Source organism: Paeniglutamicibacter sp. (genome assembly GCF_046714615.1).
Lineage (GTDB): Bacteria > Actinomycetota > Actinomycetes > Actinomycetales > Micrococcaceae > Paeniglutamicibacter.
In genome coordinates, this window is sequence record NZ_JBKKAP010000078.1 from 67680 (window position 1) to 93388 (window position 25709).

Sequence of the window (25709 nt, forward strand, 5' to 3'; positions counted from 1 at the left end):
GTGGTCGGGGCCTTTCGTGTTCCCAAGGGGGTGGGCGTGTGGCGCTCAGCGAGTGGGACCCGAAGCGGGGAAGGTCAGGCCGGCCATGGCGTCGGCTCGTGGCCCAGCACTGCCCGCCGGGTTCGATCTGCGCATGGTGCCGCAAGCCCATCGTCTTCGGGTTGCGGCCGCGCCACTCACTCGGCCCGTCCCTCGATCACATCATTGCCCTGGTCGATGGCGGTCACCCCACCGCACCGTGGAACCTCCAGCCCATGCACCTTGGCTGCAACGTCCGCAAGGAGAACGAGCGGCGACGCAAACCGGCGCCAAAACCGCAAGCAAGACCAAATACGCGGCTCGCACAACTCCGAAACCGACGATAAACACCCACGTCACCCCAAAGTTTCCGGGTTTTTTAGGGAAAACGAATTGCGGGAGACCCGCGCATGTTCCATAATCTCTCTCCCTCGAAAAACCCCGGGTAGCGCCCTACATGAGTAGGCCGACCCTCGATCCGAAAGGGGGCAGAAATGGCGGATGCAAGAAAGTGCCTGGACTGCCACGGTCCGGTCGGTAAGTGGGCCCGCCGGTGCGACGTGTGCAAGTCGAAGCATGTGGCCGACGTTCGCCGTGCCCGAGCTCGCCGCAAGGGAAAGACGCGGCATGTGCCTTCGGACCGTACCGGCTACCTGGGACGCCGCGGTACCGAGGCTGAGTACTTCTGGGCCAAGGTCAGGAAGACCAATAGCTGCTGGGTATGGACGGCCGCCAAGGTCAAGGGCTACGGAAAGTTCCAAAAGCATCGGGCACACCGGTGGTCCTATGAGCATCTGGTGGGACCGATCCCCGAGGGGCTGACCTTGGATCACCTATGCCGCAACAGGGCATGCGTAAATCCCGAACATCTTGAACCCGTAACGGTGGAAGAGAACGTCCGCCGCGCCGCAGCATGAAGGAGGTGCCCATGTCCGAGCAGCCCGAAGTCCCCTACCGCCATGGCTCGGCCGGTGCCAGCCTCGCCGGATACCGCCGCGGTTGCCGTTGCGCCGGATGCCGCAAGGCCAAGCGCGAGGACATGGCGGCGTACCGCGCTCGCCGCAAGCTCAAGGAGCAGGGCGGTGTCACCGAATTGCCGGCCGCTTCCGAGCCGTTCCCCTCCGTGGAGCCAGCCTCGGTGTCCCTGGACTGGGACGCGGAGCCGGGATTGATCGAGTCCACCCTGAACGACGAGCTCGGCAAGCTCATTGGTGAGCCGCCGTTCAAGAAAACGCTGATCGTTTTGGGTCGGTACAACGCCCGTGTGCTCGATCAGATCCCGCGATTGGACCGTCCAGACCTGATCAGCGGCATGGAATCGAGACTGTTCAACGTGTTCGACCGGCTACGGAAGGTCACCGACGGCGGCGACGGTGCGGCGCTCACGCCGGAGAAGTTCCTTGCCGGCCTCCTGAACGAAGATGACTAGCCTGGTTCTTCCCCGTTCCGTTGCCCCGAGGGACCCCGGCCCACGGTTTGCCACGCCTCGCAACCCGGCGCGGGAGACAGACGGCCGCAAGGTCGGGAAGATCATGCGCGTCCTCGGCAACCCGCCGATGCCGTGGCAGCGCGACGCACTGGATGTGGCGTGCGAGATCGACCCCGTCACGGGCAAGTACTACTACGACATGGTGATCATCGTCGTCCTGCGCCGTGCTGGGAAGACGGCAATGAGCCGCGGGAAGCTGACCCACCGGGCACTCACGACCACAGACGCCAGGCTGATCTACACCGCACAGAATCGACTCAAGGCGCTCAAGCGTTTGAAGGACGATTACTACCTGCCGCTGAAGCGCTCGCCGTTTGAGATGTTCCTGAATCGTCCCCGCTGGCGTGGCGGTGAGGAAGCCCTGCGCTTCATCAACGGCGCGGAGCTGGCCATCGATGCGGTGAAGCGCGAGTCAGGACACGGCGATGCGAACGACGAAGGCCACATTGACGAGGCATACGCCCACCGGGATAACACCCTGGAGGGCGGTCTTGCCCCAACGATGATGACCATCGTGGGCTCGCAACTGTGGGTCCTATCAGCCGCGGGCGATACCGCCTCGGCGTATCTCAACGACAAGATGGACATCGGCCGCGCGCTGGTGGAGTCGAAGGCGAAGTCTCGCACCTGCTACATCGAGTACTCGGCGCCCGAGGATGCCGACCCCGACGACCCCGAGACCTTGCTCGGTACCCACCCCGCTATCGGGTACACCATCGAGGCAGAGCGCGTGATGAGCCTGCGGGTGAACACGACGGACAAGGACGAGTGGGAACGTGCCTGGTTGGGTTGGCGGCCGAAGGCCAAGGGCCCGCCGCGCATCATCCCCACAGCGGCATGGGAACAGGGCTACGTGGACGAGGACGCCGACTCCTGGACGGGCACACCGTTCTGGGCGATCGACGTAAACCCCGATCGCGAGTGGTCATCCATCGCGCTCGCGGCCACGTCGACCGACCCAAAGGCCCGCGTGTACCTCGAGCTGTACGACCGCCTGGTCGGCACGGCTGGAGTCGTGGCCACCATGAAGACACTGCGGACAGAGTTCGGCGGTGACCTGATCGCCATGGACGGCAACGGTGCGGCACCGTCGCTGATCAAGGATCTGGAAGAAGAGGGCTTCACCGTCATCAAGGTTCCGGGTCCTGAACGTGTGATCGCGTGCAGCGGCATCTACGACGATGCCCTCGCCAAGCTGCTGCGCTACCCGAACGACGTCACCGTGAACAACGCCATGGTGGCAGCGGTGAAACAAAACGTCGGGCAAGGTGCCTGGATCTTTTCCCGCGGGCGATCGCTCGAGGACATCTCGGCACTGTACGCATACGCGTTCGCCCGCTGGCTCTTCCGCGAGAAGGCCGGCGACAACTACGACCCACTGGACTCGGTCCTGTGAGACCGAGGAGGAACTGATGATTACCACCCTGCTGGACCTGCTCGGCGCCCTGCTGGTCTTGTGTGCAGTCGCTTTGTTCGTAGCCCAATGGTCCATCCCCGGGGCGCTGGGCGCCGCCGGGGCCGGTGTCCTAGTCCTGTCCTGGCTGATTGATCGGAGGGCACCGTGAGTCTATTCAGGCGCTCGCCGGTCGAGGCCCGGTCTGATGGCGGCTGGTACAACCTGCTGGGCTCGGGCAACGGCATGGATAGATCCATGAAGTCGGCCCTGCGCCTGGTCTCCGTGTATGCGGCAACCAGCCTCATCGCCGACTCCATCGCGATCATGCCGGTCAGCGAGTACGAGACCGTCAACGGTTCCAAGCGGAAAGCTGCACGCCAGTCCCCGCTCCTGCTGGATCCCCACCCCGTCCCAACCATGACGCGGGTGGAATGGCTACACCAGTTCACCACCAGCTTCCTGATGCGGGGCAACGCGTACGGCCTGATCACGGAGCTGGAACCCAACGGCACCCCGTCCAAGATCGCCTGGCTGAATCCGGACAGCGTGATGGTGGACGAGTCCGGCACCCTGCCGGCCTACAGCTACAAGGGCAAGCCGCTCGATCCGAACACGCTGCTGCACATTCCCTGGTACCCGCCGCCGGGATCGGTGGTCGGGCTCTCGCCCATCGGCCAGTTCCGGCAGGTCATCGAGACCGGATATCTTGCCGAGAAGTTCGGCAAGGACTGGTTCGACCACGGGTCCACCCCGTCCGGCCATTTGAAGAACATCGAAAAGACGCTGGACCCGGCCGAGGCTTCGAAGGTGAAAGCCCGGTTCAAGGCCGCGGTCCACAACAACGACATCTTCGTTTCCGGCAAGGACTGGGAATGGGCTGCGCTTTCGGTCAAGCCCGACGAGGCCCAGTTCCTGCAGACGATCAAGGCCACCGCCAACCAGATGGCCGCCATCTACCGGGTGGACCCCTCGGACATCGGCGGCGAGTCGGGCAACTCGCTGACCTACACCACCCTGGAAATGAACCAGATCAAGTTCCAGGCACGGGCACTACAGCCGATCTTCACCCGGCTGGAACACCACATATCCCGCCTGCTGCCCAACGAGAACTACCTGAAGTTCAACCCGGATGCCCTGATCCGCACCGACTCCAAGACCCGCATGGAGGTCCATGAAATCGCCCTGCGGAACGGCATGGAAACGCAGGACGAGGGACGTGCCCTGGAAGACAAACCAGCACTCACCCCGGAGCAGAAGAAAGAGTGGCAATCCACCTACGCAAAGAGCGCCGCCAAACCCCCGAAGGAGGAAGAGACCAAGTGAAAACCAAAGAGATCGAACGCCGGTATCACACCGCCAAGATCGAACTACGCGCCTCGGCCAACGGCATCGGCGTGCTGTTCGGCTACGCCGCCGTGTTCAACCGCTACTCGCAGAACCTTGGCGGCTTCGTCGAGCAGGTCGACCCGGGCGCGTTCACCAAGACGCTCGCTGACGCCGGCGAAGTACTCGGCCGCTTCAACCACTCCAACGACGGACTGCTCGGCACCACCACCGCCGAAACCCTCCGCCTGGGCGTGGACGGCACCGGCCTCTTCTACGAGATCGATCTCCCCGACACCACCACCGGACGCGACGTCAAGGCGCTCGCCGAACGTGGTGATCTTCGGTTCTCGTCCTTCGCGTTCCGCACGTTGGAGGACGAGTGGAGTTACACGAACGAGGACTTCCCGCTGCGGACTCTCAAGGTCGTGCAGCTGGTCGACGTGGCCCCCGTGGTGGACCCGGCGTACAGGGACACCACGACGGGACTGCGCTCGCTGGCCGATCGGTTCCATCTGGATCTCGACCAGGCGCGAGCCGCGGCCGAGGCGAACACGCTGGGGAAGCTTCTCCACGCCACCGAATCTTCCCGCGCCCACGGGCACGAGGAACCGTCAGGCGGGGGGCCGGGCGAAACCCACCCCTCGCTTGATGAACTACGCGCTCGGATCGATGTGGTTTCACGTCGTGCCGAGCACGGCGAGCTTCGGCTCAAAACCGTGGGCCGGTAGCAAACCACCCGCACTCCAATTGCTGTGAAGGCCCCGCACCCGCTGGGGCCTTTTCCATTTCCTTTGAAAGGGGAAACCACCATGGCTAAGCCAATGGCGCAGCTGCTCATGGAGCAGCGCAAAAACATCGAGGCGCAGATGCGCGCACTCATCGACCACGCGGAGAAGGAAGAGCGCATGTTCTCCGCCGAGGAGAACACCCAGTTCGAGCAGATGAGCTCGGACATGGACGCCCTGCGCTCGCGTGCTGACAATCTGGTCGAGGCCGAGGAGCGCTCCCGTGCCGCGGCCGACGCTCTGGAGAAGGCCGGCGTGAAGGGCGGCCAGGAGCAGCGCGGTGGCAGCACGGACGTCGAGGTTCAGCTTCGCTCGTTCCTGACCGGCAAGAGCAACGCCTTCGAGGCCTTCGGCACGCAGGACGAAACTCGCGCGCTGTCCTCCGGCACGCTGTCGGCAGGTGGAGCGACGGTGCCGACCACCTTCTACGGCCAGCTCATGGAGCACGCCGTCGAGGTGGCAACCCTGCTCGCGGGCGGGGCAACCACCTGGACGACCGCCAGCGGCGAGAACATCGACGTGCCGGTCACCGTGAGCCACCCGGTGGGTGCTCAGGTTTCCGAGGGCGGTGTGATCCCGCAGTCCGATCCGGCGTTCGGCAAGCGAACCCTCGGTTCGTACAAGTACGGTGATCTGATCGAGGTTCCCAAGGAACTGCTGACGGACACCGGTGTCGATCTGGAAGGCTACCTGGCTCGCATTGCGGGCTGGGCAGTGGGCAACGCGCTCGGCCAGAAGCTGATCAGCGGCACCGGGACCAGCGAACCGGCGGGCATCGTCGGTAGCTCGACCCTGGGCAAGACCGCTGGTTCGCTTACGCCAGGGTTCGATGACGTGATCGATCTCTTCTACTCGGTGATCGGCCCGTACCGCAACCGTCCGTCCGCATCGTGGGTCCTGGAGGACACCACCGCCGGGTACTTGCGCAAGCTGAAGGACGGCAACAACAACTACATCTGGCAGTCCTCGGTGATCGCCGGAACCCCGGACACCATCGAGGGCAAGCCGGTCCGATCGGATCCGTTCATGCCGGTCATGGCCGCGAACGCCAAGCCGCTGCTGTTCGGCGATCTGGCCTCCTACGTGGTTCGCCTGATCAACGGCGTCCGCTTCGAGTCCTCCGAGCACTTCGCGTTCAACCGCGACGTGGTCACCTTCCGCGCCCTGGTGCGTGGTGACGGTCTGCTGATGGACCAGTCCGGCGCGGTCAAGCACCTGCTGCTGCCGGCGGCGTAGCCAACCAGGTGGGGGCGGTGCCTTCGGGGGCCGCCCCCACCTGCATCAATCCCACACTCTTTTGAAAGGACCACATCATGGCTCCCGAAATACGCATGCGTGCAAACCTGTCCGGCTCCCGCGACGGCAAGAAGTGGCCGCCGCGTGGCGGCACGCTGGAGGTTCCCGAGGCCGAGGCCAAGCAGCTGTTCGCCCAGGGCATCGCCGAGCCCGCCGACGCCGTGGAAATGGCGACCGTTGACGCGGCCGCCGAGACCGCCACAACCAAGGGCAAGACCGTTGCTCAGGTCCGCGCCGAGGCCAAGGCGAAGCAGGAGACGGCCGAAGCTGCAGACGCGAAGGCCAAGCAGGAAGAGGCTGACCGCATCGCTGCCGAAGCAGCCGATGCCGAGAAGGCGGAGGCTGACCGTCTGGCCGCAGAGGCGAAGGCCGCCGAAGAGTCCAAGGGCGCGAAGAAGTAATGTCTGCCGTGGACCTCGGGTCTGAGTTCCTCGCTTCGTGGGCTTCGCGTCCGGCCGGGGCCACTCTCGCCATTGAGGTCTCACGGCCTGACGGCACGCCGGGCACGGCCATTGTGGACGACGCCGCCGGCACTGCCCGGATCGTCGCGGACATGGCGGGGCGGTGGTTCATCCGTTGGGTGGCCACCGAACCGGCCGCTGTCTACACCGATGTGTTCGATGTCTGGCCCGAGGACCCGCGTTTCCTGATCAGTCTGGATGACGCGGCCGAGGGCCTCAACGCCAAGCATGCCAGCGCCGAGTACTTGGCCGACCTTCGCCTGTACATCGCCGCGGCCACCCCGGTGATCGAGGACATCGTCGGCCCGGTCCTTTCCACCGGGTACACGTGGGAGACCAGCGGCGGCCGGGCCGCCGCGATCCTCCCGCACGGCACGGCAACCATCACCGTCGTGGAAGCCAACAGCATCCCCATCACCGAGTACTGGACCGAACACGGCGTCCTCTACGCGGGCTCCCGCCTCTCCCCCGGAGCATTCCCCCAGGGAACGCTCCTGGTGGCCTACAACGTGGGTGCCACGGCCGTGAAGCCCAACATCAGGCTGGCCGCTCGCGAGCTGGTCCGCCACTGGGTGCAGATCGGCAAGCAGGCTGCCGGCGGCGGCGTCCGCGGGCAGGAATTCGACGGCGAGATGTACACCCCGTCCGGCTTCGCGGTGCCCCGACGTGTCATCGAACTGTGCACCCCCGACGAGCAGATAGGAGGCTTCGCCTAATGTCGTCTTTCACCAATGGGCTCGCCTTCAAGCAAGCCATCTTTGAAGCCACCAAAACCATCATGCAAGCCGATGAGGCAACCGCCGACGTCTACGTCTGCCCCGGTACCCCCGGCACCTACAAGCCCGCCGACATCATCTCCTTCGGCCGACTCTCCGTCGCCCAGGCGCCGGCCAACCTCGGCACTCGCCGATCGCGTGAGGAGACGCTGACTGTGGAGGTCACGCTCTCCTGCTTCATCGGCGGGGACGACTCGGGGGAACTGCCCTCCCAGGTGAGGGCGTTCGAATTGCTGGGCCTGATCGAGCGGCATGTGCGGGTGACCGATACGACCCTGGGCGGCGTGGTACGCCATTGCTTCCTGACCAACGTGGAGACCGACGGGGCGACCCCGGAGGAGTACACGGCCCAGGGTCGCGCCGTCGATGTGGTGGCGACCTTTACAGCCCAGAACCGTGTGACCGAATAGGAGCCCCGTCGTGGCCAAGACAGTGAAGATCGTGAACGTTTCCCCTCGAGGGGATCTGGATGTGCCGTTGCTCGGCTCGGTGGTGAAAGCCGGTGAGCAGGTCACGGTGTCCGAAGAATTCGCCAAGCAGTTGCTGGCGCAAACCGAAAACTTTGTGGCCGCCCCTGGCCACTCTGCAGGAAGCGAGGATCCATCATGACGACCCAGCTTGATTGCTCGATTGGGCTACAGCAGGAAACCGCCTACGGCGTGCCGGGCACCCCGGCGCAGTTCGTCGAGTTCATTTCCGAGTCCCTCGTGTGGGAACCGGAGATCGTCCAGGGCGAGGGCCTGCGGGTCGGCTCGCGTGTCCCGCGGGAGAAGCGCCGTGTACTGGTGAAGGATCAGGCCTCCGGTGACATCGAGCTTGAGGCCAGCACCAAGGGCCTGGGGATCTTCCTGGCGGCACTCTTCGGCAATTCGTCGATCGCCCAGGTCGGATCCACTGGCGCATACCAGCAGGTGCACAAGCTCACGACCACGGACCCGATCCCGTCCTTCACCATCCAGAAGGGTGTGCCGTTGTTAGGTGGCGGTGCCATCCAGGCGCACACCTTCCACGGGGCGGTGTGTGCCTCGGGTGAGTTCGCGGCCGCGGCCGGGGAGATCGTGAAGCTGACGACTTCGTGGAACGCCCGGGAGATCGTTACCGACACCGCGTACGTCCCGCCGGTATACCCGGTGAATGCGGAGCTGTTCACCTTCGTGCACGGCGCAATCACCATCGGTGGCACAATCACCCACCCGACCGCTACGGCGCCCGCCACGGGCGGCACAGTGGCCGGGAACGTGACCGACTTTTCCCTGTCGATCGCCAACACCTTGGACGAGGGCGGCTTCACCTTCGGGTCAGAGGGCAAGCGCGGCCGCAAGCCGGTCGTGGGTTTGGCCGAGCTGACCGGGTCCATCACCGCGGAGTATGACAACAACATGTTGCGGGATGCGTACCTGCAGCAGCTCCCGCTGTCCCTGGTGCTCACCTTCGAGCATCCGGTGGAGATCAGTGCGGGCGTGAAGCCAACCCTGCAGCTGGTCATGGAATCGATCAAGCTGGACGGGCAGATTCCGGCGTCCAATGGCGGCGAGCCGATCGCTCAGGAGATCGACTACGTGGTGCTCGATTCGCTGGCCACCGGTGTGGCCCCGCTTACTGCGGTGTACGTGTCCACGGATACGGCGATCTAGTGGCCGGCGGCGAGCCGGAGATCACCATCGATCTCCGATCGCTCCGGGCCACGCTCGCCAAGGTCAAGGAAGAGCAGGGTCCACGGATCCACCGGAACCTGCGCAAGTCCCTGCGGGGTGTGGGTGACGACATCATCGCGGATCAGAAGTCCTTGCTCTCCGCCCCACTGCCGGGCATGGCCCAGCGCACCGGAAAGAAGCTGGTGCGGGTGAAGCCGAAGAACGGCCGCAAGGCCTACCTGCGGGCGGTCAACGTGTACGAGGCCAAGGCCGCGTCCAGGAAGCGCACCAAGGGCATGCGCCGCAAGGTGGCCGGCTCACTCAAGACCCGTGTGGTCGCGGGCAAGACCCGCTCGGGCATCCGCATCCAGGCGAACAAGAACGTCGGCGGCGTGATGACGAAGGTCTGGAACAAGAAGATTTTCCGCCACCAGGTGTTCGGCACCGATGCCTACGTCGCCCAGTATGGGCAGCCGTACTGGTGGAAGCCGATCAAGGCCGGCGGCGTCGAAGCCCGCAAGAAGGCCGAGAAGGCCATCAACGATGCACTCAACGGAAAGGGATGACCCATGAAGATCGTCATCAACGGCAAGAAGTACCCACTGGCGGAGTCGCTGCAGCGGGCCACGCTCAACGACCTGTACGCCCTCAAGCTGCAGACCGGCATGGGCATGAAGTCCTTGCGCGAGACGCTGCAGCGCATGAAGGACTACGAGGACCAGGCCGACTTCCTCGAGGAGGCGGAGAACATGCAGGCGTTCCGCGGCATGATCTGGTTGTGCCGCCGCGCTGCAGGCGAGTTCCTCACGGTGGAGGAAGCCAACAACGACCCGCTGGTCGAGATCGGTTTTGAGAACGACGAGGAAGCACCGGTGGCCGAGACAGACCCAAAAGCCCAGGCGGGTTCCGCTCCGGACGTAGAACCCGTTCCGGCGGCATAGAGCACGTCGACGACATCGAGGCCTCGGTGTTCCGCTGGATCACCGTCATGGCCCATGTGTGGCCGGGCATCACCCCGCTGAATGTGTGGGACATGCGCTATGACATGTGGCTCCGTTTCGTCGGGGCCGCCAAGGCGTGGGAAGAAGCCCAGAAAAAGCAAGAGAAACCTGCACCCCGTCGTCCGGGGCGCAGGTAACCAACACGCGAAGGAGGCCACACCATGGCAGTACAGCAGCTGCTCTTTGACATCCTGGCCAAGTCCGATGGTGTGGACAAAGCGTTCAAGGACATCGCGGATTCTGCCGACACCATGGCAGGGAAGCTGGGTGCCGCCGGGAAGAAGGCCACCGCCAAGCTGTTCAATCCCATGACAGCAGCGGCCGCCGGCGGCATCGCCGGGGCCGCACTCACCACGGGATTCGTGGAGGCCGTTGACCGGGACAACCTGACCCGGGAACTCTCGGCTGCCCTTGACCTCACGCGCAAGCAGTCGGCCACTGCCGGCGGCGCGGCAGGAAAGCTGTATGTGGATGCCTATGGTGAGTCCTTCGCCGAGGTGACCGATGCGGTGGAAACCGTCATGTCGACATTCACGGGAATGCGCAACGCCTCGGAAGCCGACCTGCAATCGATGACGGGAAAGGCCATGTCGCTGGCCAAGGTCCTCAACGCGGACGTGGCCGAAGCCGCGGCCACCGTCGGCGTCATGGTGGAAACCGGTCTGGCGAAGAACGCAGTCGGCGCCATGGACCTGCTGGCGGCCGCATCGTCCAAGGTACCCAAGGCCATGCGCGGCGAACTGATGCCGATCCTGGACGAGTACTCCAAGGACTTCAAGGCCCTGGGCATCACAGGCCCAAAGGCCATGGGCCTAATTGTCGATGCAGCCGACGGCGGTGCCATCCAGATGGACAAGACCGGTGACGCGGTCAAGGAATTCCTGATCCTGGCATCGGACCTGGACGACAAGGGCGCCCAAGATGCCCTGAAAGCCTTGGGCCTCTCCGGCAAAACGATGTCCAAAGACCTCTTAGCCGGCGGAGACGAGGCAGCTGCAGCATTCGCCAAGATCACCGGTGGCCTGCAGAAAATCAAGGACCCCACCAAACAGGCCTCGGCCGCTGTCGCCCTCTTCGGCACCCCGCTCGAAGACATCGGCAAGGACAAGATCCCCGGCTTCCTCGCCGCCCTCACCACCGCAGACGGCGGCCTGGGCAAGACAGCAGGTGCGGCAGACAAGCTGGACGCCGCCCTCTCAGAAGGGCCCGGCGCGGCCATGACCGAACTCAAACGCACCGCCGAAGACACCCTAGCGAGCATGGGCGCCGAAGCACTCCCGGTGCTGCAACCATTCCTCGAGGGACTCAAGCAATTCGCACCGGTCATCGCCCCGCTCGTCCTAGGCCTCGGCGCGCTGGCCGTGGTGATCGGCATCGTCAACGCCGTCATGGCCATGAGCCCCATCACCTGGATCATCGTCGGCATCATCGCCCTGGTCGCCGCAATCACCTTGCTGGTCCTGAACTGGGACACCGTCATGCTATCCATCCAGGCCTTCGGCACATGGATCATGTCATTCCTCCCCGAAACCTGGTCATCCGTCCTGACAGGGATCGGCGAGTTCATCGCAAACGCGGTGAAGTTCTTCTGGGAAATGCCCCAAAAGATCTACGATGCCCTGACCTCGGGAAACCTCGGCGAGCTGCTCGTCGGTGCCGGCGGGCAAATCCTCGACGGTTTCCTCGGCGGCCTAAAAGCAGGCTTCAAACACGTGCAGGACTTCGTCGGCGGAATCGGCCAGTGGATCGCAGACCACAAGGGACCGAAGCGCTACGACCTCGGACTCCTCGTCCCCGCAGGTGGATGGATCATGAAGGGACTAGGCACCGGCATCGAGAAGTCAATGCCAACCCTAGGCAACCAACTCGCCGGCGTCTCATCGCTGATCGAAGACGGCGTAGACCCGCGACTGAATGCCCTGGCGGCACCACGCGGTACAGGCGGCGGGGCGGAGGACTTCGGCACCATGACCTCTGGCGCTCGCCGTAGCCAGGAGGCCCCGGCCACCAGCGAGACGACGTTTGCCCCGGTGTTCAATATGGAGGGCACTGACGCCGAGGAGCTGTTCCAGCGGCTCTGGGCCAAGCTCCGGGCGATGGCACGGAAGGAAGGGCTGATCCTTGGCGCATGAGCTGAGCGTGATCATCGACGGAATGGAGCTGAACAACCCGAACCACCGGCATGGCTACTTCGAGGTTGATGACATCGACGGGTGGTGGAAGGCCCCGACCCGCAAGACCCGGGACGAAGCCCGTCCGAATGCTGACGGTGACTTCGATTCAATCGATTACTACGAGGCGCGGTACATCACGATCAGGGGTGCCTTCGTGGCGAAGGGGCCGGCCGACCGGTGGGAAGGCGCGGACATTCTCTCTGCGCTTCTTTCCGGTGGGCCGGCGTTGATGGCGGTTCGGGCTGACGGGCAAGCCCAGTGGGCGATGGTGAAGCTGGTTGAGCAGGCGGACGCGGATTGGACGGCGCCCACCCTGCTGGAGTACTCGCTGCAGGTGAAGGCCGTGGACCCCCGCAAGTTTGGTGACAGGGAGTTCTTCTCGGCCTCCACCGCCAGTTCCGTCTCCGTCTACCACCGCGGCCGGTACAAGGCCACCCCGGTCTTGACGATCAGCGGGAACATGCCGGGCGGTTACCGGATCACCAAGGGCGGGAAGAGCGTCTCGGTCACCACTGTGCTCGGAGCATCCGACACCCACACGATCGATCTGGCCACCGGCATCCTGCGCATCAACGGCGCGGTGGCGACCGGCGGTCTGAACGACTACCAGTGGAACGTCATCAACCCCGGCGCCGGGCAGACGGTGGCCATCGCCCCACTCACCACAGGCACCGGGACAGTCGTCCTCGAAGTCGTGGACACATTCATCTAAGGAGGAGCTCATGCAGGGAACACGCGTGTGGAGCGTCTCCACGGCGAACTGGACAGACAAGGCACTGATCAGCACCACGGACTGCCCATGGTCCAGGGCCCCAAACGGCGGGGCAAGCCACACGGCGAACTTCAACGTCAACGACGAGGCCACCAAGGAGCACATGAAGGCAGGCCTACTCGAACCGCTGGACCGCGTGATTGTCGTCGAGGACGGCGGCGTGGTGACCTACGCGGGGATCATTTGGGAGGACGACTACGACAAGGACGCCCAGACCCTGCAGGTCACCCACGATGACTTCTGGTCGCTCGCCGACCTGCGACTCATTGCCGAGGACCGCACGGCCGCGATCCGCGCCTGGAAGAAAACCTACTCGGGGCTGTCCTACGACACGATCGCCAAACGCATCATGCAACTGGCAACCTCGGGCATCGGCCGAACCATCCCCATCCGGTACGAAGCCGACTACACCGGCGGCGAAACCCGCACCTACCACGGGTACAACCTCGACACCGCCCTGGACGCTCTCACCGAGATCATGGACCTGGACGACGGCCCCGACATCGACTTCCGCCCCGAGTGGGCCGAAGACGGGTCCCTCCGCTGGACCATGCGAACCGGTGACCTCAGCCCCGAGGGCCAGACCATAGAGGTCAACCTCGCCGCGCCCAAGACCGACCTGAAAGAAATCAAGTACAAGCGCTCCGCCCGAACCCTCGCCACCCTCCAAGTCGGCATCGGCGAAGGCTCCGGCGTGGACATGCTCGTCCGCACCGCCGGGGGGTCAGGGGCCTTCGCACTGGAAGTGGTCGACGAGTTCAAGAACATCAAGGACAACACCCAGCTGCAGAAGAACACCACCTCGGCGCTCGCCGCGCGCAAGCTGATTACCCAGATCGATTTCAGCATTCGTGCTGATTCGCCCCGGTTCGGCAACATGTGGGACCTCAAGCCCGGCACCCTGGTCCGCTGGTATAGCCAGGGGGATCCGCAGATCCCGGACGGCTGGCACCTCTCGGAGGTCATCAAGTACTCCGGGAACGTCAACAGCGACTGGATCAAGCTCGAGCTGCAGGAGAAGGGTGGTGTTTAGGTGGCGCGTAAACCCAACCTGAACTCGGGTGACTTCAAGCGGTTCAAGAAGAGGCAGAGCGCGCTGGCCACCCAGACCCCGCTCTCATCCACGGCGGTGGAGCGCGGCTCCACCCGCTGGCTTGACGGGTCCACCGTCTACATCGAGGGCCTGCTCGACGTCACCGGCACGACGACGATCAGTGGCGCGCTGAACGTCTCCGGGAACACCACGCTCTCCGGCGCCACAACGATCGCCGGACCGACCGGGATCACCGGCGCGCTCACCATCGCGGGGCAGCTGGATGTCACCGGGCCAACAACGCTGGCCGGGACGCTGGATATTACCGGGGACACGACGATCACCGGGCTGCTGGACATCTCCGGCAGGACCACGATCAGCAACGACCTGGAGCTGCTGGCCGGTGGCCTGTTCAAGGCCGGGGTGACGACGATCGAACCGACCGGAAAGGCGGCCTTCGGAACCTTCATCATCGACCCGTCTTCGGATCGATTGATCCAGGCACCCGGTGGATGGCTGTTCACCTCTGGCCCAGATAGCCTCGGGCTAGCTTCATCGGACACTTCGAGCGTCAACTTGAACGGTACCTACGCGGAGCTGAATTACGACGGGTCATCCGTGGTCCGGGCCGAGGCCGGTGTCATCAACCTGAACGCGCCACAGACCAGCGTCAACGGGAAGCTGGTCGTCACGGCCGGCGTGACAGTCGCGGAAATTTCCTCGGCACGGTTCAGGGTCACCGGCCTGCCGACCCTGTCCGCTGGGTCATACTCGGCGAACCTGCACATGAACGCCAGCGGAGTGATCTTCCAGCTCGTGTAGTCCACTAGCGGAACGCCCGGCGTCTACTTCGTGAGGTAGTCGCAGTAGGAACGCTCCGCCGACACGGCCATGTTCTCGTTGAAAGCCGCTGAGCTAGTCAGCTTGAACGACTTCCCGTCCTCACAGAACGAATGCAAAGCCGCAACGACAGCCTTCTTCGACGGCTTCTTCGAGACGCTGTGAACATCAGCCCGCATCAACGCGAACTCAACAAACTGCTTCTCGATCTGCTCATTCGGATTCACCGCGGGCTTCGCAACAGCCGGCGCCACCTTGGTGCTGGCGCTCGCCGATACGGGCGCTTTGGTGTCGGCGGTCAGCGGTTCACTCGGTGATGCCGAGCATCCGGTCAGGGCCACGAGCGCGGCCACGGCAAGGATCATTCCCCCACGTTTCATCATGTGCCGAAGTCTATGGCACCCCACCCACCACACGCCAAAGGATGACCCTTGGAATTCGAAGAACAGAAACTCTACTCGGACCTGATCGTTGCCTATCGCCAGCGCCTCGATGTGGCGATCTTCGAGATGGAACGGGCCGTGGCCCAGTCCTCTCAGAAGGACGGGCATATAGCCGAGCTGACCCGCCAGCTCGAATCAGCCCGGGCGACACAGGACCCAAGCCCGGGTGCCGCCAGCCATGACAGCCCAAAGCCACTGCTGACTCGGTGGCTTTCTTCTTTTAGGGAGGCACTATGCCGCTAGTCAACGGGAGCATGTTCGAGGTGACCGGAGAGTCCATGGCCGCCTACGTCGCCGAAATCGTGTTTCGGCTCAATGGGCCGAACGTCACCGCTGCGGGTATCGATGCCGGGTCGGTCTATTCGACGAAGGAAGTCCGGGCCACTCCGGACGGTGCGGGGGCGTTTTCCAAGAATCTCATCGCGACTTCCGGCATGCACTTCGAAGCCTGGTACGAGGTGGGGCTGGTTTGGAACGAGGGCGAGGCGCCCTTCTGGGATTTCGGGATAAAGATCCAGGTGCCGGCCGGAGGCCCGCACAACATCGCCGACCTGATCAAGGCGGGGGTCGGCGCCGCTGGGAACCAGCTTCTGGTCTGGGTCTCCGAGATAGAACCCACGTCACCAGCAAAAGGGCAGTGGTGGTTCAAGCCATCAACCAACGACCTCTACCGATGGGAATAGACCATGGCATGGAATCTGATTAGCAACCTCGCAGGTGGCCCGGGCCCCGTCGGTCCCGCCGGGCCGGATTGGTTCAAGGGCACGTTGACCACCGGGAGCAACCTGGACGCCCTCGCGAATGGGCTGTGGCTCGTGCCGTCCTCCACTGTAGCCGTCGCCTTGGGTCTGCCCGGCGGGTCCGCCGGGTACTTCGAGTCCATCAAGGACGCCTCCGGTATCGGCCTACAGACCTCCCGCCCGCTCGGCGCCGTGGCCATATCGAACGTCCGGCGCCGGACGTCCTCGGGCTGGCAGGCGTGGTCCTTCGAGGCGATCCGACCCATCCGCCTGGTGGCGGCTACCCATGGCAACTTCACCTGGGACGCGCTGCCGGATGGCTGGTACTTCAACGACCAGGCAACGCTGCAGTCGCTCTGGTCCTTGCCGGTGCAGGTCTGCGAGATCCGCAAAGGAACGCACCCCGTGGGGTACGGGCTGGCGGAGCTGCGCGAGTGGGCGCCGCCGTACCGGACGTGGATCAACCGGCGCACCACGAACGGGTGGCAGGGCTGGGAGCTGGAGACCAGCGGTGGCGGTGGCATGGAGATCGGTGTCCTTATCGCCCAGCAGAATATGGACGTCCTCCCGGATGGCTGGTGGGAGGCACCGAACGACGGCGTGGCGCAGTCCCTTGGGTTCCCGGGCGGGTTGAAGGGGTTCCTGCTGCAGTCGGGCACGAACCGCCAGTACACGAACCGCAACGGCGTTTTCGTGTCGGACAAGCCCGGCGCGAGCTGGGGCATCTGGAATCAGGCCGGCGTCGAGGACGGGTATACGCCGCTGCAGCCGCCCACGGGCCTGCCGTGGATGCAGGAGGACGCCGCGGGCTCGTCCGTGATGTTCCTCGACCAGGACCACCACGGCTCCGGGTATGCGATCAACACGCAGAACTGGCCGGGCGCCAACTCGGGCTGGGTGTTGCACCAGTACAGCAACGAGAGCGCCGGCATGATTATCGACAACTGCCGGTCGATGCCCGCGGTTCGGGTCAACAACACGCAGAACAGCTCGATCACCCCGGGCTACATCGGCGACGGGGATTTCTTCCAGCTTGGGCCGTGGGACGACGTGAACAACTACAACCGGTGGCTGACGCTCGGCAATGACCTGGTGTGGCGCAACGATACCAAGCGGCGCATGGGCTTCCAGCAGGTGTACGACACCGGGGACATCCTGCAGTTCTTCAACCAGGCCGGAACCATGGTCGCCGCCATCGCCCACGACGGCAGCTACGTCACGACCTCGCCCAACGGAACGCTTTGGAAGATCCTCGTATCCGACACCGGCGTACTTTCCACAGCAGCAGCGTAAGGAGACAGACATGCTAGAAAATCTAGGCAATCTCACCGAAGCCAACCTCCGCGTCATGCAGGCGGAAGACAGTCTGGCGATCACCACGCAGGAGCTCGAGCAGGCGGCGGTCGCGGCCGCCGTCGCGCTCCTGGAAATATTCCCGGCAGATGCGCGGCTGGATGCATTCAAGTCCAAGCACGCCGAGTACGAGACGGCACAAGGGAACTTGGAAGCGCTGCGAGAGATCAAGCGCCAAATGTTGGAGGCACTGTGAGGTCAACCATGGATCGCCTACGGGCGACTATTCGGAACTTGCTCATGCTCAAGGGGGGATGCCCCGACTGTTGGCATTCCCTGCGGCATCTGCGACACGATCCTGGGTGCGATTGGGAGCGGTGCGAACACAACCTCCAGGCCATCAGCTGCACCGGCCGACCCGGCCATACCTACTGACCCTCCCGAAAGGCAACCATGCCCAACACCAAGGCGGTGGCAACTCGTGACTGAGACGGTCATCCTGGCAATCATTGGTGGCGTCGTCACCATCCTGACCGCATTCATCGGCAAGCTGTCCTTTGACCTGTCCCGCACGAAGCAGGACGCGAAGGCGGCCCGGCACGCGTCGGAGAAGACCGAGCACAGTATCAACAATCGTGAGACGCCGCTCTCCGACCGGCTCGAAGCAGTAGGCAAGGCAGCCGACGCTGCAGTGTCGGCGGTGGCCTCGGTGGCAGAGACGCTGAAGGACCACGGCCGGAAGCTGGATATCCACACCAAGGACCTGCGCGGCGTAGACCAGCAAGTGGGGATCCTCCGGGGCGCTGACCGCGACCTACAAGAAGGGCTGGCCAGCACCCAGCGGGAGCTAACCGAGCACATCCGCGAATCTCGCAAATCCGTCGAGCTGGCCAACAGCACCGACCGAACCGTCCGCCGATTCCTGCCGCTGCTGGAAAAGCACGGCATCGACCCCGAAACGAATTAGGAGTAGCCATGACGTTGGTCGATTTCAAATTCGCTGTACCGACCGTCTTAGGTAAATCCCCAACTGGCGGCGGGCTCATCTTCACGCCTACCCGTAGATACTCGACGTCGGCGGATCCGGAGACGGTAGTGCTCCCCAAGGGCTTCCCCGCACGGGTGCCGGCCTCGGGGCTGGCAAGCGTGGACCTCGAACCGAACGGGCTGGACTGGTGCTGGGAGATCAAGGGCTCCGGCTTCGGCATCCCGGCCTGGACGGAATACGTCTTGGTTCCAGAAGGCGGGGCCGTTCCCTATAAGGAACTGGCGCGGGTTGACCCGAAGACCCTGGAGCCGAGCGCGGCGCCGGACCCCGCATGGTGGGCGGCCTTGGAGCAAGCCGGGCTGGGCGTCCACGCCACGGTGGATCCAGACGACCCGGATGTCTTGGTCCTGCACTACCAGTCGTGGCAGACCGACCCTGCCGATGACCTTATTTTGATCATGCCGATACAAGGAGCCCAGTAATGGCAACCACTTCTTCGGGCCGCGTGCCCATGCTAGGCGAAAACGGCCGCTTCCCTGACCACTTCGCCCCTGCCTCTGTGGCCGTGGATGCCGCCGCCGCAGTGTCGGCACGGGATGGTGCACAGCTCGCCCGCACGGGGGCGGAGACGGCCCGTGATGGGTCCGTGGTCGCCGCGGCCGGTGCGATCGAAGCGAAGGGCTTGGCGACGCTGGAAGCCGACCGTGCAGAGGTCGCCGCAGAAGCGGCGACGGCGCCCACGGACGAGGTCATGGCGACCAAGATCAATACCCCTGGCAGTGCCACGGAGATTGCACTATCCGCCACGATTGGTAAGCGGACGGGGCTGTTCTCCGCGAACGAGGAAGGTGCTGACCCTGCCGCTGATTACCAGACGAACCGGGCCGCGATCCAATCCGCGAACGACAAGGCCACCGCCGCTGGCGGCGGAACGGTCACGCTTGAACCCGGCGTGTACACGGTAAAGGGCATCGTCCAGGATTCACGGGTCATCTTCGACATGCCCGGCGTCACCCTGAAATCCCCTGACGGGCTGGCCCCGGGCATCATCACCACCCGGCTGAACACCCGCACGGGCAACGCAGTGAAGGATGCACGCACGCTCACGATCACCGATGGGGGTACTGCGGGAATCGAGTTCGGCTCGCGGGTCGCGGTGTTCGCTGCTGGTGGCATCCTCGATTCTCAGCAGACCGTGCTCACCGCCGCCATTGACGGGGTGACCACTGCGCTGACCCTGGCGAACGTGACGGGACTCGCCACGACCGGAACGCTTCTGGTCGATAGCGAATTGATCACGTTCACCGGGAGGACTGGCGCCGCGCTCACCGGGGTGACCCGCGGTGCATACGGAACCATCGCCGCAGCGCACACCACCATCGCGCCCATCGGCATCGCCCGCCGCCTGTATGCGACCGTCATGAAGGTGGACGGGAACACCCTGACCCTCGACCGCCCGGCAATCTCGGCGGCCACCGGGGTGCCGGTGAGCTTCGGCGCGGTCGGTTCGGGCATCATCGGCTACCCGACCATCGACGGCAACAAGCCCCTCGCGGGAGCGCCGTCATCGGTGCACGCTGTACTCGTCCAGCTTGGTTCGTGGGGGGTCTACGATCTGCGGGTCGTGAACGGTGAAACAGGCGGGTTCATGTTCGCCCGGGGCGCGGCGCATAACCATGCGCAACGCATCCACCTGCACGATTGCTCCGTGCCGGCTGCCTCGAAGGGGTCGGCGTTGTGGATCTATCAGGCATGCGAACGCAACCACTTCGAGGAAGTCCAGGTCACCGGCCACGCCTGGGTGGGGGTCTACCTGGATGACCGCACCTCCACCAACGAGGAAGGCTGGGACGGGCCCTGCTCTTACAACACCGTCGTGACCACCAACATCGACGTGACCGAATCGCTCACAGGCGTTCTCAACGTGGTGTCAGGCCGGTACAACCGGTTCCTTGGCGGTCGGCTCAAGTCACCGAAGATCGGCCTGAATTGCTCCAGCAACTCACAGGGTTCCGCGAACGGCGCTCCGTCCGTGGGCAACGAGTTCGCCGGGTTCACTTTCAATGTCGGGGAAACCCCCTACACGCTTTACGCATCCGGGAACCTGCTGCACGACTCCTACGTGGAGGCGTCACACCCGTCCTTCCCGCCCGTGGTTGCGGACGGCAATACGGTCTACGCCGTGTCCCCCGCACCGGGCGTGGCGCCGCAGATGCCGCTCGCGTACCGGATGAACATCCTGGAGAACACGCGCATCACGGACTGGACGGGCTGGGAAATCCCAGTAGCAACGGGGACGGGCAGCGCGGGCGGCGTGCTTGACGTGTCCGATACCGCAACGACATTCAACCCCCTCGTGTACAACACCACGCCTGTCCCCGTGGGGCCAGGCGTGCCGATCGCGGGAGCGGTGGACGTGACCGTGCCCGCCGGATATCCGGCAATCACACTCGCGGCCGTGGTGATCGCCTACCGGAAGATCGATGCACTGAACTGGGCGCTCACCAACAGCGTGGTCGGGCCGATCATCACGATCAACCCCGGGGAAACGAAACGCCTCACCGCAGCCATGCCGGCCACCGCCGCACTGACGGAAGCGGCCCGGCTACAGATCCAGATGCGCACCACCGCGCTGGCCGGGCGGCGCATCATCGTCAGCCCAAAGCCTGTCCTCGAACGCGGGGTCACCCAGGCGGGGGCACTGTTCAACGGGGACGACACCGGGGCCATGTGGGTCGGAACGGCCGGGGCATCCCCGTCCATCAAGTTCTAGCCCACCTATCTGCCGGGATTGTTCACTCAAGAACCACTCGTCACACAGGGAATTGTCAGGTCGTCGTCATATGGTGAAGTTTCCAAAATGACGGCGGCCCCGCCGGTGCGCTAACACCGACAGGGCCTATGCCGTCACCATCAGCCTGTAAGCAACATGGAGACGACGTGGACCAGTCTACGGCGCTACTTGCGCCATCCCCAAGCACAACACCCGACGAACTGGCAGCCAGGACATTCCTCGCCCGCTACTCGGGACCCACTCTGGAGACCTACACCTTCGCACTCAAGAAGTACTTGCGCTGGTGTGACTCGAACGGGCTTGACCCGCTGCAGGTGAAGCGGCCCATCCTCGAGCTCTATGTGAGATGGATGGAGAACTCGGGGATCGCCCGTTCCACCCTCGCCCACCAGCTCGGCGTGGTCCGCGGCTATTACCGCTTTGCCGCGATCGATGAGTTCATTCCCAAGAACCCGGCCGAGTTCGTGCGGGTGCCCAGGTACGCCGAGGACGAGGCCCGCATGCTGGGGCTGGATCGTTTCGAACTCGGCGCCATGCTGCAGGCGGCCAGGACGGCCAATCCCACCGAGTGGGCGCTGGTCGTCCTGATGGGCATGCTCGGGCTTCGGGTTTCGGAGGCCTGCTCCATCCAGGTGCAGGACTTCCAGCACCACGAGGGCGGGCATCGCGTCTTGAAGTTCACGGGCAAGGGCGGCAAGCGGGCCACCATCCCGCTGCCGGTCCCGGTGCAGCGGGCCTTGGACGCCGCGGCCGGGGAACGCACCGAGGGGCCGTTGCTCTTCCGGCAGTCGGGCCGGCGCAAGGGGACCCCGCATTGCCGGACCTCGGTGCGCCCGGTCATCGAGCGGCTTGCCAGGCAGGCAAAGATCGACCGACACGTACACAGCCACATGCTGCGCCATTCCTTCGTGGGTGTGGCGCTGGACGCCGGGGTGTCCTTGCGGGATGTACAGCTCGCGGCCCGGCACCGAAGCTCGAACACCACCGCACAGTATGACCGCCGCCGGCGGCGCCACGACGGCCACGGCGTGCACACCGTAGCGGCGTTCCTGGACGGCACTTCCTAAATTTCTCCACCTCTGGGGCCCGCCAACCGGCGGGCCCCAGCCACCACCCCTAAAGGCTCATCAAACGATGGGCCTTTTTCTATGCCCGAAAACAGGAGGCAACCATCATGTCCGTCTTTTCTTCCCCCGTCCCGGTGGGATCTCATTCGACCAGCGGTTTCCGCACGAAGTCCCGTCCCGATCATGCGGGCTGGGACTGGGCGCCGAAGGTCCGGGGCGAGAACGTCCCGCTCTATGCGGTGGCTGATGCCACCGTGCAGAAGGTCGGTAATGGCAATGTCCTTCCCGCGCATAGCGGCCTCGCTGTCCTGCTGGATCTTGGCACGCTGAAGGACAAGTACGGGTCCGACCGCATGCAGTCCTACCACGGGCACATGCACCGCATCGATGTGAAGCCGGGCCAGAAGGTGAAGGCCGGCCAGATGATCGGCCTCATGGGTACCACCGGGAATTCCACCGGTGTCCACCTGCACCACGGCATCCTGTGCAACGGCAGCTTCATTGACTCCCGCGATTGGCTGAACCGCAAGGGCATCTTCCCGGGCCGCACCGAGCCGGTGACGCTGAAGCCTGGCACTTCCCCAAAGCCGTCCACGTCCAAGCCGTCGGCGTCCTCGGGCAACTCGAAGGCCGACAACATCGCCATTCAGAAGGCGCTCAATGCCATGGGCATCGACGTGGGTCTGGCCAACGGCGTGGACGGTCCGAAGCAGAAGGCCGGGGTCAAGGTCTTCCAGCGTGCCCATGGGCTTGTGGACGACGGTGTGTGGGGTGCCAAGACGCAGGCAGTGTTCGTGGAGAACCGCTCGGTGCAGAACGCCATCAAGCGAATGAAGGGAGTCCCGGACAACTGGAAGTCGGACGGCTTCATCGGGTCCACCTCGAAGAAGTGGATCAAGTACACCAACGAACGGCAGGGCTGGGGCACCGGCTCCGCGATCAACAGCAAGCTCATCAACAATCTCAAGGCCGCACAGGCCTGGTAAGGAATCACCATGGAAACCGAAGTACTTACCACCGTCATCACAGCGGTGTTCGCAATCATCTCCCCCGTCGTCATCCAGTGGCGCAAGCAGCCGGGCTGGTCCACGCTGCTCAGGGTCGGCTTGCCCATCCTGGTATCGCTGGTGATCGCTGTCGGCTACCTCATGGCCTCCGGCGCGCTGGCGGAACAGCAACTGCTCCCGGCTTTCCTGATCGTCTACGGCCTGCAGCAGCTCGTCTACAGCACCATCCTGAAGAACCTCACAGGTCTACTCGGCAACGACGGGAAACATGAAGCTGGCGACCCCGAGGCCCCGGCCGAGGATTCCGACCGCTACCAGCAGTAACCACTAAGCGCCCCCACCCTTCCCGGGTGGGGGCGCTCTTCTGCGTTAAAGACAAGGCCCACACGGCGTGTAATCACACACGAATCATGCCGATGATCAGGATCATCGACTGGCCGGACTCCTTTGCGGACGGATACGGTGCCCCGGGCGTTGTGCCGGTGGCCGCCAGGTGTCCCGGGCCTCCGCTGTTGCTACCCATATCGATCGACCCGCTGGGTTGCGTTCGAGCCCACGTTTCCGGTGCGCCAGTTCCAGCCCTCCGGAAGCAGTGGAAGGACGGTCTCGACGGATACCCGGACCGTCACGGTGCTTCCCGGAGAGAGACAGGTGCCTTGGCAGCTGTAGCTGAAATTCGTGCGACCGGGCCCGATCTGCATGTTGGCGGCTGCCCGTTGGACGGCGTCTGCCGCCCGGGCGCGGCCCTGGCCCTCGCTCGCGGCAGTGACGAAGACCTTGGCGGCGTGGTCCGCCGCACCAACCGCAGCGTAGCTTGCCGCTTGGACCTGCGCGGCGCCAACCACCAGGTAGACCAGCGGCACCAGGAGCAGCACCACCAGGAAGATGAATTCGATGATGGAGGACCCGGCCTCTCCCCCAAGTGCCGGGCGCCCGGCCTGGCCGGCATCCTTCTTCATCCAGCCCCGCGGGGACCTAGCCATAGCGCACCGACTCCCCGTGCACCACGAACTCACCGGCGAACGGAATCATGCCAAAGAGCGGGATCCCCGCCCGGACGGTGATCCGCACGCCAGGGGTTCCCCCGACGCTGATGGCGGTGGCCTGCACGTTGGAGGCGAAGCGGTCGCTCAGTGCCCCGCGAATGAGGTCCTGGGTGCGGCCCACCCCGTCACCGGGTCCGCGGTCGGCCAACGTGCCGTACCGGGCACCTGCAGCCGCGGCATCCATCAAGGTGTTCCTGACATGAAGAGCCAGCGTGAGCTGCAGGATCGCCAGGAACACGGCAATGAGCAGCGCGGAGACCATCACGAATTCGGCAACCGCCGACCCTCGCTGGTCATCCCTCGCGCCGTCCTTCGGAGCCACGACGAACACTGGCATGCCCGTATCTCTAGCCCAGGCCCGCAACCCGGTTGATCGCCTGGTTGAACAGATCCTCCAGGCGAGGTCCGGCGATGGCCAGCAGCGCCGCCACCAGCAACGCGCTCATGAGGGTGATCATCACCCAACCCGGCACGTCGCCGCGTTCGTTGCGCTTCACGCGTCCGGCCAAATCCATGGCGCGGGTACCTGCCCACACGCCCATACCGAACATCAACAATCCAAACTGCCGTGCGATCCTCATGTTCCTTCTCCTTGCCGGTTTGTTCCCTCGCCGTTCGCCGACGCGAGAGCCTGGTGCTGCATGACTTGAAGTTTGTTCCGCGCCGGGCCTGACCATCCCGCACGTTTGGCGGACCCGTCCGGGCCCTATTCGGGTTCCACTGCGTCTGTCGTGATTTTGCGCCTCCCGTTAGTAGTTCATGTCGATCAGCGAGAGCCCCGGATACACCGCGAAAACGATGGTCAAGGGCAGGATGCCGAAAACTATGGGAAACACAAATGAGTGAACACTCTTCTATATGGACCCCCAAACAAGCGTCACAGCCAACCTCGACGAATCCGAGCTCGGCGATCTTGTGTCGCTCTGGACCGACTGGGACCGTGAAGGGACGAACTTCCCGGTGGAATACCTCCCCCGGGTCATCGCGAGCCTCCAACGGCTCCAAGACAAGATTGGTGGGCAATCATGAAAACCGAACTCCCGCAGGGCTTCATGCTCGACAACGACTATCCGGCCGACGAGTTCACGCGCGGGCTCGGACCCGCCTTCGGCGACGAGGACCAGCCCGGGGCCGTGGAATCCATCTGGACCCCCGACCGGGGCATCGTCCTCGAGGTCACCGCCGACGACGACGGTGAACTGACCATGGACCAGGCACGGGCCGCGCAGGCGAACCTCGGCCGCGTCCTCGATGCGTTGGACGCCCTCGGCCACTAACCCACTGGGCACGCAAGAGGGGCCGGGAACCATCCGCGCGGATGGTTCCCGGC

Annotated in this window: 34 protein-coding genes; 30 read left to right on the top strand and 4 right to left on the bottom strand. The window is 64.4% G+C overall.

The features are described 5' to 3' along the window. Window positions 1–98 precede the first annotated feature (98 nt). The 19 genes from ACLQ7E_RS08650 to ACLQ7E_RS08740 all read left to right on the top strand — a co-directional run bounded on the left by ACLQ7E_RS08650 (window position 99) and on the right by ACLQ7E_RS08740 (window position 14983). On the top strand, window positions 99–365 hold the full coding sequence (locus ACLQ7E_RS08650; RefSeq protein WP_411732174.1) for an HNH endonuclease: 267 nt from the start codon (window positions 99–101) through the stop codon (window positions 363–365). 282 nt (window positions 366–647) lie between these two features. Beyond that, on the top strand, window positions 648–935 hold the full coding sequence (locus ACLQ7E_RS08655) for an HNH endonuclease signature motif containing protein (protein ID WP_411732175.1): 288 nt from the start codon (window positions 648–650) through the stop codon (window positions 933–935). An 11-nt stretch (window positions 936–946) separates the two neighbouring features. Beyond that, window positions 947–1447 carry a hypothetical protein gene (locus ACLQ7E_RS08660; protein WP_411732176.1) on the top strand — a complete coding sequence of 167 codons (501 nt, stop codon included), beginning with the start codon at window positions 947–949 and terminating at the stop codon, window positions 1445–1447. A 103-nt stretch (window positions 1448–1550) separates the two neighbouring features. Continuing rightward, window positions 1551–2903 carry a hypothetical protein gene (locus ACLQ7E_RS08665; RefSeq protein WP_411732177.1) on the top strand — a complete coding sequence of 451 codons (1353 nt, stop codon included), beginning with the start codon at window positions 1551–1553 and terminating at the stop codon, window positions 2901–2903. A 16-nt stretch (window positions 2904–2919) separates the two neighbouring features. Then, entirely contained in the window at window positions 2920–3072 is a 153-nt protein-coding gene (locus ACLQ7E_RS08670; protein WP_411732178.1) for a hypothetical protein, read from the top strand. After that, a complete protein-coding gene (locus tag ACLQ7E_RS08675; RefSeq protein ID WP_411732179.1) occupies window positions 3069–4226 on the top strand; it encodes a phage portal protein in 1158 nt (385 codons plus the stop codon). Before ACLQ7E_RS08670 ends, ACLQ7E_RS08675 begins: the two co-directional genes overlap by 4 nt. Beyond that, window positions 4223–4957, top strand: coding sequence for an HK97 family phage prohead protease (locus ACLQ7E_RS08680; RefSeq protein ID WP_411732180.1), 735 nt, complete (start codon window positions 4223–4225; stop codon window positions 4955–4957). Before ACLQ7E_RS08675 ends, ACLQ7E_RS08680 begins: the two co-directional genes overlap by 4 nt. An 81-nt stretch (window positions 4958–5038) precedes the next feature. Further along, window positions 5039–6250: a phage major capsid protein gene (locus ACLQ7E_RS08685; RefSeq protein WP_411732181.1), complete on the top strand. Its 1212-nt coding sequence runs from the start codon at window positions 5039–5041 to the stop codon at window positions 6248–6250. 77 nt (window positions 6251–6327) lie between these two features. Then, window positions 6328–6711, top strand: a complete 384-nt coding sequence (locus ACLQ7E_RS08690) for a hypothetical protein (protein ID WP_411732182.1) — start codon at window positions 6328–6330, stop codon at window positions 6709–6711. Then, the gene (locus ACLQ7E_RS08695; RefSeq protein ID WP_411732183.1) at window positions 6711–7487 is read left to right on the top strand and encodes a hypothetical protein; all 777 of its coding nucleotides are present in this window, start codon (window positions 6711–6713) and stop codon (window positions 7485–7487) included. The genes ACLQ7E_RS08690 and ACLQ7E_RS08695 overlap by 1 nt, the downstream gene beginning before the upstream one ends. Then, complete coding sequence (locus tag ACLQ7E_RS08700; protein ID WP_411732184.1) at window positions 7487–7957, top strand: hypothetical protein; 471 nt, start codon at window positions 7487–7489, stop codon at window positions 7955–7957. Before ACLQ7E_RS08695 ends, ACLQ7E_RS08700 begins: the two co-directional genes overlap by 1 nt. A gap of 10 nt (window positions 7958–7967) precedes the next feature. Then, the gene (locus ACLQ7E_RS08705) at window positions 7968–8156 is read left to right on the top strand and encodes a hypothetical protein (RefSeq protein WP_411732185.1); all 189 of its coding nucleotides are present in this window, start codon (window positions 7968–7970) and stop codon (window positions 8154–8156) included. After that, window positions 8153–9181, top strand: a complete 1029-nt coding sequence (locus tag ACLQ7E_RS08710; protein WP_411732186.1) for a phage tail tube protein — start codon at window positions 8153–8155, stop codon at window positions 9179–9181. Before ACLQ7E_RS08705 ends, ACLQ7E_RS08710 begins: the two co-directional genes overlap by 4 nt. Then, window positions 9181–9747: a hypothetical protein gene (locus ACLQ7E_RS08715; RefSeq protein WP_411732187.1), complete on the top strand. Its 567-nt coding sequence runs from the start codon at window positions 9181–9183 to the stop codon at window positions 9745–9747. Before ACLQ7E_RS08710 ends, ACLQ7E_RS08715 begins: the two co-directional genes overlap by 1 nt. A gap of 3 nt (window positions 9748–9750) precedes the next feature. Next, on the top strand, window positions 9751–10122 hold the full coding sequence (locus ACLQ7E_RS08720) for a hypothetical protein (protein ID WP_411732188.1): 372 nt from the start codon (window positions 9751–9753) through the stop codon (window positions 10120–10122). Window positions 10123–10343: 221 nt separating this feature from the next. Then, a complete protein-coding gene (locus ACLQ7E_RS08725; protein WP_411732189.1) occupies window positions 10344–12314 on the top strand; it encodes a hypothetical protein in 1971 nt (656 codons plus the stop codon). Beyond that, on the top strand, window positions 12304–13068 hold the full coding sequence (locus tag ACLQ7E_RS08730; RefSeq protein WP_411732190.1) for a hypothetical protein: 765 nt from the start codon (window positions 12304–12306) through the stop codon (window positions 13066–13068). Before ACLQ7E_RS08725 ends, ACLQ7E_RS08730 begins: the two co-directional genes overlap by 11 nt. Window positions 13069–13078: 10 nt before the next feature. Then, a complete protein-coding gene (locus ACLQ7E_RS08735) occupies window positions 13079–14161 on the top strand; it encodes a hypothetical protein (protein WP_411732191.1) in 1083 nt (360 codons plus the stop codon). Beyond that, on the top strand, window positions 14162–14983 hold the full coding sequence (locus ACLQ7E_RS08740; RefSeq protein WP_411732192.1) for a hypothetical protein: 822 nt from the start codon (window positions 14162–14164) through the stop codon (window positions 14981–14983). It begins immediately after the preceding gene. 23 nt (window positions 14984–15006) lie between these two features. On the opposite strand, the gene ACLQ7E_RS08745 is transcribed toward ACLQ7E_RS08740, so the two are convergent. Continuing rightward, window positions 15007–15366: a hypothetical protein gene (locus ACLQ7E_RS08745; RefSeq protein WP_411732193.1), complete on the bottom strand. Its 360-nt coding sequence runs from the start codon at window positions 15364–15366 to the stop codon at window positions 15007–15009. A gap of 66 nt (window positions 15367–15432) precedes the next feature. Between ACLQ7E_RS08745 and ACLQ7E_RS08750 the strand changes: the two genes are divergently transcribed. From ACLQ7E_RS08750 to ACLQ7E_RS08795, 10 genes are all read left to right on the top strand, one after another. Then, on the top strand, window positions 15433–15687 hold the full coding sequence (locus ACLQ7E_RS08750) for a hypothetical protein (protein WP_411732194.1): 255 nt from the start codon (window positions 15433–15435) through the stop codon (window positions 15685–15687). 11 nt (window positions 15688–15698) lie between these two features. Continuing rightward, on the top strand, window positions 15699–16127 hold the full coding sequence (locus ACLQ7E_RS08755) for a hypothetical protein (RefSeq protein WP_411732195.1): 429 nt from the start codon (window positions 15699–15701) through the stop codon (window positions 16125–16127). 3 nt (window positions 16128–16130) lie between these two features. Next, the gene (locus tag ACLQ7E_RS08760) at window positions 16131–17477 is read left to right on the top strand and encodes a pyocin knob domain-containing protein (protein ID WP_411732196.1); all 1347 of its coding nucleotides are present in this window, start codon (window positions 16131–16133) and stop codon (window positions 17475–17477) included. Between the two features lie 10 nt (window positions 17478–17487). Continuing rightward, complete coding sequence (locus tag ACLQ7E_RS08765) at window positions 17488–17733, top strand: hypothetical protein (protein ID WP_411732197.1); 246 nt, start codon at window positions 17488–17490, stop codon at window positions 17731–17733. 225 nt (window positions 17734–17958) lie between these two features. Further along, window positions 17959–18444: a hypothetical protein gene (locus ACLQ7E_RS08770; protein ID WP_411732198.1), complete on the top strand. Its 486-nt coding sequence runs from the start codon at window positions 17959–17961 to the stop codon at window positions 18442–18444. An 8-nt stretch (window positions 18445–18452) separates the two neighbouring features. Continuing rightward, window positions 18453–18947 (top strand): hypothetical protein, encoded by a 495-nt coding sequence (locus tag ACLQ7E_RS08775; RefSeq protein ID WP_411732199.1) that lies wholly within the window; start codon window positions 18453–18455, stop codon window positions 18945–18947. Further along, entirely contained in the window at window positions 18947–21238 is a 2292-nt protein-coding gene (locus ACLQ7E_RS08780; protein WP_411732200.1) for a hypothetical protein, read from the top strand. Before ACLQ7E_RS08775 ends, ACLQ7E_RS08780 begins: the two co-directional genes overlap by 1 nt. A 167-nt stretch (window positions 21239–21405) precedes the next feature. After that, entirely contained in the window at window positions 21406–22326 is a 921-nt protein-coding gene (locus tag ACLQ7E_RS08785; protein WP_411732201.1) for a tyrosine-type recombinase/integrase, read from the top strand. A gap of 107 nt (window positions 22327–22433) precedes the next feature. Beyond that, window positions 22434–23312 carry a peptidoglycan DD-metalloendopeptidase family protein gene (locus tag ACLQ7E_RS08790; protein WP_411732202.1) on the top strand — a complete coding sequence of 293 codons (879 nt, stop codon included), beginning with the start codon at window positions 22434–22436 and terminating at the stop codon, window positions 23310–23312. A gap of 9 nt (window positions 23313–23321) precedes the next feature. Then, window positions 23322–23657 (top strand): hypothetical protein, encoded by a 336-nt coding sequence (locus ACLQ7E_RS08795; protein WP_411732203.1) that lies wholly within the window; start codon window positions 23322–23324, stop codon window positions 23655–23657. A gap of 191 nt (window positions 23658–23848) precedes the next feature. Here ACLQ7E_RS08795 and ACLQ7E_RS08800 read toward each other — a convergent pair whose 3' ends face one another. From ACLQ7E_RS08800 to ACLQ7E_RS08810, 3 genes are read right to left on the bottom strand one after another with little or no spacing between them, the layout of a single operon-like run. After that, window positions 23849–24316, bottom strand: a complete 468-nt coding sequence (locus ACLQ7E_RS08800; protein ID WP_411732204.1) for a hypothetical protein — start codon at window positions 24314–24316, stop codon at window positions 23849–23851. Continuing rightward, entirely contained in the window at window positions 24309–24716 is a 408-nt protein-coding gene (locus ACLQ7E_RS08805) for a TadE family protein (RefSeq protein ID WP_411732205.1), read from the bottom strand. The genes ACLQ7E_RS08800 and ACLQ7E_RS08805 overlap by 8 nt, the downstream gene beginning before the upstream one ends. A gap of 10 nt (window positions 24717–24726) precedes the next feature. After that, window positions 24727–24921: a hypothetical protein gene (locus ACLQ7E_RS08810; RefSeq protein ID WP_411732209.1), complete on the bottom strand. Its 195-nt coding sequence runs from the start codon at window positions 24919–24921 to the stop codon at window positions 24727–24729. Window positions 24922–25404: 483 nt separating this feature from the next. Between ACLQ7E_RS08810 and ACLQ7E_RS08815 the strand changes: the two genes are divergently transcribed. Further along, window positions 25405–25656 carry a hypothetical protein gene (locus ACLQ7E_RS08815; RefSeq protein ID WP_411732206.1) on the top strand — a complete coding sequence of 84 codons (252 nt, stop codon included), beginning with the start codon at window positions 25405–25407 and terminating at the stop codon, window positions 25654–25656. The last annotated feature ends 53 nt before the right edge of the window (window positions 25657–25709 follow it).

What these genes read in the sequence shown, in the direction of transcription:
- ACLQ7E_RS08780 (WP_411732200.1), top strand. Translation starts at nt 18,947, where the DNA reads ATGGCAACCACTTCTTCGGGCCGCGTGCCCATGCTAGGCGAAAACGGC.
- ACLQ7E_RS08690 (WP_411732182.1), top strand. Translation starts at nt 6,328, where the DNA reads ATGGCTCCCGAAATACGCATGCGTGCAAACCTGTCCGGCTCCCGCGAC.
- ACLQ7E_RS08725 (WP_411732189.1), top strand. Translation starts at nt 10,344, where the DNA reads ATGGCAGTACAGCAGCTGCTCTTTGACATCCTGGCCAAGTCCGATGGT.
- ACLQ7E_RS08720 (WP_411732188.1), top strand. Translation starts at nt 9,751, where the DNA reads ATGAAGATCGTCATCAACGGCAAGAAGTACCCACTGGCGGAGTCGCTG.
- ACLQ7E_RS08800 (WP_411732204.1), bottom strand. Translation starts at nt 24,316, where the DNA reads ATGGCTAGGTCCCCGCGGGGCTGGATGAAGAAGGATGCCGGCCAGGCC.
- ACLQ7E_RS08695 (WP_411732183.1), top strand. Translation starts at nt 6,711, where the DNA reads ATGTCTGCCGTGGACCTCGGGTCTGAGTTCCTCGCTTCGTGGGCTTCG.
- ACLQ7E_RS08735 (WP_411732191.1), top strand. Translation starts at nt 13,079, where the DNA reads ATGCAGGGAACACGCGTGTGGAGCGTCTCCACGGCGAACTGGACAGAC.
- ACLQ7E_RS08790 (WP_411732202.1), top strand. Translation starts at nt 22,434, where the DNA reads ATGTCCGTCTTTTCTTCCCCCGTCCCGGTGGGATCTCATTCGACCAGC.
- ACLQ7E_RS08755 (WP_411732195.1), top strand. Translation starts at nt 15,699, where the DNA reads ATGTTCGAGGTGACCGGAGAGTCCATGGCCGCCTACGTCGCCGAAATC.
- ACLQ7E_RS08660 (WP_411732176.1), top strand. Translation starts at nt 947, where the DNA reads ATGTCCGAGCAGCCCGAAGTCCCCTACCGCCATGGCTCGGCCGGTGCC.
- ACLQ7E_RS08795 (WP_411732203.1), top strand. Translation starts at nt 23,322, where the DNA reads ATGGAAACCGAAGTACTTACCACCGTCATCACAGCGGTGTTCGCAATC.
- ACLQ7E_RS08815 (WP_411732206.1), top strand. Translation starts at nt 25,405, where the DNA reads ATGAAAACCGAACTCCCGCAGGGCTTCATGCTCGACAACGACTATCCG.
- ACLQ7E_RS08700 (WP_411732184.1), top strand. Translation starts at nt 7,487, where the DNA reads ATGTCGTCTTTCACCAATGGGCTCGCCTTCAAGCAAGCCATCTTTGAA.
- ACLQ7E_RS08775 (WP_411732199.1), top strand. Translation starts at nt 18,453, where the DNA reads ATGACGTTGGTCGATTTCAAATTCGCTGTACCGACCGTCTTAGGTAAA.
- ACLQ7E_RS08665 (WP_411732177.1), top strand. Translation starts at nt 1,551, where the DNA reads ATGCGCGTCCTCGGCAACCCGCCGATGCCGTGGCAGCGCGACGCACTG.
- ACLQ7E_RS08710 (WP_411732186.1), top strand. Translation starts at nt 8,153, where the DNA reads ATGACGACCCAGCTTGATTGCTCGATTGGGCTACAGCAGGAAACCGCC.
- ACLQ7E_RS08810 (WP_411732209.1), bottom strand. Translation starts at nt 24,921, where the DNA reads ATGGGCGTGTGGGCAGGTACCCGCGCCATGGATTTGGCCGGACGCGTG.
- ACLQ7E_RS08745 (WP_411732193.1), bottom strand. Translation starts at nt 15,366, where the DNA reads ATGATCCTTGCCGTGGCCGCGCTCGTGGCCCTGACCGGATGCTCGGCA.
- ACLQ7E_RS08805 (WP_411732205.1), bottom strand. Translation starts at nt 24,716, where the DNA reads ATGCCAGTGTTCGTCGTGGCTCCGAAGGACGGCGCGAGGGATGACCAG.
- ACLQ7E_RS08765 (WP_411732197.1), top strand. Translation starts at nt 17,488, where the DNA reads ATGCTAGAAAATCTAGGCAATCTCACCGAAGCCAACCTCCGCGTCATG.
- ACLQ7E_RS08685 (WP_411732181.1), top strand. Translation starts at nt 5,039, where the DNA reads ATGGCTAAGCCAATGGCGCAGCTGCTCATGGAGCAGCGCAAAAACATC.
- ACLQ7E_RS08760 (WP_411732196.1), top strand. Translation starts at nt 16,131, where the DNA reads ATGGCATGGAATCTGATTAGCAACCTCGCAGGTGGCCCGGGCCCCGTC.
- ACLQ7E_RS08670 (WP_411732178.1), top strand. Translation starts at nt 2,920, where the DNA reads ATGATTACCACCCTGCTGGACCTGCTCGGCGCCCTGCTGGTCTTGTGT.